Source organism: Neobacillus fumarioli NBRC 102428 (assembly GCF_001591485.1).
Classification (GTDB): domain Bacteria; phylum Bacillota; class Bacilli; order Bacillales; family Cytobacillaceae; genus Neobacillus; species Neobacillus fumarioli.
This window is the reverse complement of the sequence record NZ_BCUZ01000178.1, coordinates 1-4073: the sequence shown is the minus strand read 5'-3', so window position 1 is coordinate 4073 and position 4073 is coordinate 1. Positions and strand designations below refer to the sequence as shown.

Sequence of the window (4073 nt, the reverse complement as noted above, 5' to 3'; positions counted from 1 at the left end):
AAACTCGATTTCGAAAATTGTCCAGCGCAAGCAGCCTAGCCCCTCGTAATGTGCTCCTGCGCCATAGCTAATTCGAAGAAGCTTATGTTCAGCTCGTCGCATGTCTACAAGGAGGATTATTGGGAGAAGCAGGCAGACCAAGGCGCTTGCGCTTTTCTAATAATGCTTCGATTTCATTGGTTAAGAGAATGTTTTTTTCCTTAAAAAGCAAACGCAAAGCTTCTCATCAACATCAAATAATAAAGTTATTACCTCTCCATTTCCTGTTTTTGTTATCCTATAACCGATAAATCTAACTGGCAGATAACAATGTCTTTCTCATTAGATAAAGGTCTAAATAGAAATTAAAACTTCCTTTCGAAGTTCCAGTTTTCGATATCTAAGCGCAAGCACCATTGATGGTATCGTACAAACAATCATTCCGATAAAGGCATATCTAGGCTCGATTTCGTATAAATAGCCACCGAAAATTGTAAATATTGCAGTGCTCCAGCTAAGTGCCAGCGCTGAATATATGCCTTGTGCTCTCGGAATCTGCGCAGGTGGAATATTTTTAATCAAATATTTCATAAAGGCATAATGCCCCATTGCAAATGAGCATGAATGCAAGGTTTGTGCAATACAGAATACAATCACATTAGAAAAGGAAAATACCAGTAACCATCGTATGGTTGAACCTAGTGCCGCCAGTGCCAACAAGGAGCCAACTGAAAACCGCTGAAAGCGTTTATCAGCAATGGAAAAGAAAATGATCTCTGCGATTATGGCAATGTTAAGAATTAGTCCAATCAGGTACTTTGGTGCATAGATTTCCTGTAAAAAGATATAGCCGTAGCTGTAATAAGAGGCATGTGCTGCTTGTAATAAAATCACGATCACAAGCACTAGCCCAAAGTGTTTTATGCGGAATAAACTCATCATCCCGTGTTTTTTATTTTGATTTATTTTACGATTTTCCGATAAAACAACCGGTGAATGCATAAAACCTAGACATAGAAATATCAGTGTCCCAAGTAACAGGGCCCATAAGATTACTTCATCACCTAATGCCCCGGTACACAAAGTTAAGATCATGCCAGACACAACAAATCCGATTGAACCAAATGAACGGCTCTTGCCGTAATCCTTTAATTGTTTTTTTTGCACAAGTGTACCGGCCGCACTATCTAAAGCTGGCATTAATGCTGGATAAAAGAAATGTAGAAGCAAGGTAGCCAAAAGTAAGCCAGTAAAGGAAGTTGCCGGGATATAACTCAAAAGGCTGATGATTGTACCGATGGTCATTGCATGTAATAATGTTTTACTACTGAATTTTTCCGAGAAATAGGGAAATGCCACCAAAGTAGAGAGACCCCTAGCAACCAATCCTAAGCTCATAATCAAACTAGCTTGTGAAACGGTAATCCCTTTTGTATGAATCATCCATCCGGTCCAATACGGTAGAAAAATGCCCCACGTCATAAAAAAACTAAAAAACTGACTATTCATCCAACGTTGTGTGTTCATTTTTTATCACCCCATTGATTGCATAGTATCATGGGGATACTTATAATAATATGAGATATCTCATATTATTAAAAAGGTGATATATGGAAATTTATAAAAATGAGAAAAGGCAGCGTTATCTGGAAGAACACTCCATCGCACATTTATTTTCATTTCCAGTCGAAGAGTTTATACAAATTCATGAGTATCAACGTGATGAATGGATTATTCAAGAAGGCATGAGACCGTATTTTCTATTTTATGTTATTGAAGGAAAAGCAAAAATATATGTGACACATCAAAATGGGAAAGTTTCCTTAATAAATTTTATCAACGCAAATGACTACATTGGGGAAATGGAATTGTTAAATGACGTGTACTATACAAAAGGGATTCAAGCCACAACTAAGACCATTTGTTTTGCTCTTCCTATTCATCACTTTCGCACACAATTGCTGGAAGATGCGAAGTTTCTACGTGAACTAACGAAATTTCTAAGTGTAAAGGCAACACTTATGGCTGAAAAGTATTCTCAAAGTCTTGCTTTTCCGCTTGAAAACCGGCTTGCGGATTTTATTTTAGAAACTGCAGATGAAGGGGTTTATAAGGAGAAACACGTAACGGTTTGTGATTATTTAGGTGTATCCTATCGGCACTTATTGCATGTGTTTACACATTTTTGTGATAAAGGGTATTTGCAAAAGAAAGGTAGAAACTATCAAATTAAACAGTACCATTCCCTATATGAACTTGCTCAGGTATTGAAGCATAAGTAGCCATGCAGATTAAAGTATGTTGTGTAGTAGTAAATTTAAATTAATTGGAATACTATGGTGAACCGTATCAGAACTAGCGATATGATTAAGTACTTGAGTTCGTCTAATAACAATTACTTCTTTTAATAATAGGACGCTTTAATGAAGTAACGAAAAAGCCCAATTTCTCTATAAATTAAAGGGACCCCGGGTTCGGACAGAAAAGATATGGGAATCATCAAATCAGTCTGAAGGGGTCTTAGGTTTGGACAGAAATCCGCTGAAAGGAGTTCAACCAGTCCAAGCGCCTCCGTGTTTGGACAGAACCCTGGCTGAAACGAGGTCAATCAGTCCAAAGCGCCTCCGTGTTTGGACAGAAACCGCTCTGAACCCCATTCAATTAGTCCAAAGCGGCCCCCGGTTCGGACAGAAAACCCATTAGAATCCCCAAATCAGTCTGAAGATGCATGTCCTTCGTATAGAACACCTTAAGGATCCCGTCCTCAATTTTGTCCGAAGTCTCCTCCGCTTCGAGTATAAACACCCAAGAAAACAACCATTTTTCCTAATGTAACTGTCATGGATGGTGGGCTTAGAAAGCGAGTGAAATCATGATCTCTCTTTTTTGTTCAACACTGGATTCAAACCATGTTAAACAAACCTATGAAAAATGGCTTGCTTTTTAAGAAAATAATAGGTTACTATATTCGTAGTAACCATAAATATCATCGAGAGGAGGTTAGATATCTTGAATTTTAAAGTATACATGTTAGCTCTTGTGTCGTTTGCGGTAGGGATGGCCGAGTTGATTGTTGGCGGTATCTTGGATCTTGTGGCAAGTGGATTGGCGATATCGCTTAGTAAAGCAGGGGAACTGATTACAATATATTCGCTTGTCTTTGCGTTTGCATCGCCGGTCTTGTTAACCTTAACCGCGAAAGTGGAAAGGAAAAAATTGTGTCTCTGGACATTGTTCATTTTTATGTTGGGAAATATTCTCGCGTTCGTAAGCCCGAATTTCTTTGTTCTGTTTCTATCAAGGATGGTGTCTGCGGCATGCGGTTCGCTTTTAATAGCATTATGTGTCACGATGGCCTCCAATCTTGTCAATGATGAGTTCCGTGCCAGAGCCATTGGGGTCATCTTTATGGGAATTAGCGGTTCGTTAGTGATCGGTGTACCGGCAGGGCTTGTCATTGGAAATCATTTCGGATGGCGCTCTCCGTTCTTATTTATTGCCATTCTTTCACTTGTTTCCATGGTAGGAGTTTTCTTCTTTTTAAAGGAAATGAAATCGAAAGTAATGATTCCTTTGGGAGAGCAATTAAAGACATTAAAAAATCCAAAAATTTTGTTTGCACAACTGACATCCGCTTTGTTTTTAACAGGACATTTAACGCTGTATGCTTACCTTACACCGTTTTTACAGGCTTCATTGCATTTAGATTCCACATGGGTTAGTATTTTTTATTTTATTTTTGGCATCTCGGCCGTCTTTGGCGGCGGGTTTGGCGGGTTTTTGGCAGACAAATGGGGTTCGAAGAAGAGCATATTGGCCATTACCACTGTTTTTTGCCTTCTTCTGTTCATCCTGCCAAATGTCACCTTTTCCGTCACTCTTTTTGTAATCGTGATGATGGGTTGGAGTATGTTAAGCTGGGCAATTACACCAGCACAACAAAATTATTTAATTGAAACAGCACCAAAGACAGCCGATATCCAGCAAAGTCTAAATAATTCAGCCTTGCATTTGGGAATCGCTGCAGGCTCATGTTTAGGCGGTGTGGTGATCAATCAGTATTCGATTCTATATAATGCATCAGTCGGCGGAAT

At 39.0% G+C, this 4073-nt stretch carries 3 protein-coding genes; 2 read left to right on the top strand and 1 reads right to left on the bottom strand.

All coding sequences use genetic code 11. The features are described from left to right. Window positions 1-333: 333 nt before the first annotated feature. Window positions 334-1506, bottom strand: a complete 1173-nt coding sequence (locus tag BFU02S_RS15035) for an MFS transporter (protein ID WP_066372394.1) — start codon at window positions 1504-1506, stop codon at window positions 334-336. Between the two features lie 83 nt (window positions 1507-1589). On the opposite strand from BFU02S_RS15035, the gene yeiL reads away from it, so the two are divergent. Both yeiL and BFU02S_RS15025 read left to right on the top strand, forming a co-directional pair. Beyond that, complete coding sequence (gene yeiL, locus BFU02S_RS15030; RefSeq protein WP_066372392.1) at window positions 1590-2261, top strand: transcriptional regulator YeiL; 672 nt, start codon at window positions 1590-1592, stop codon at window positions 2259-2261. Between the two features lie 727 nt (window positions 2262-2988). Further along, on the top strand, window positions 2989-4073 hold a 1085-nt coding region (locus tag BFU02S_RS15025; RefSeq protein ID WP_066372389.1), incomplete at its 3' end, for an MFS transporter.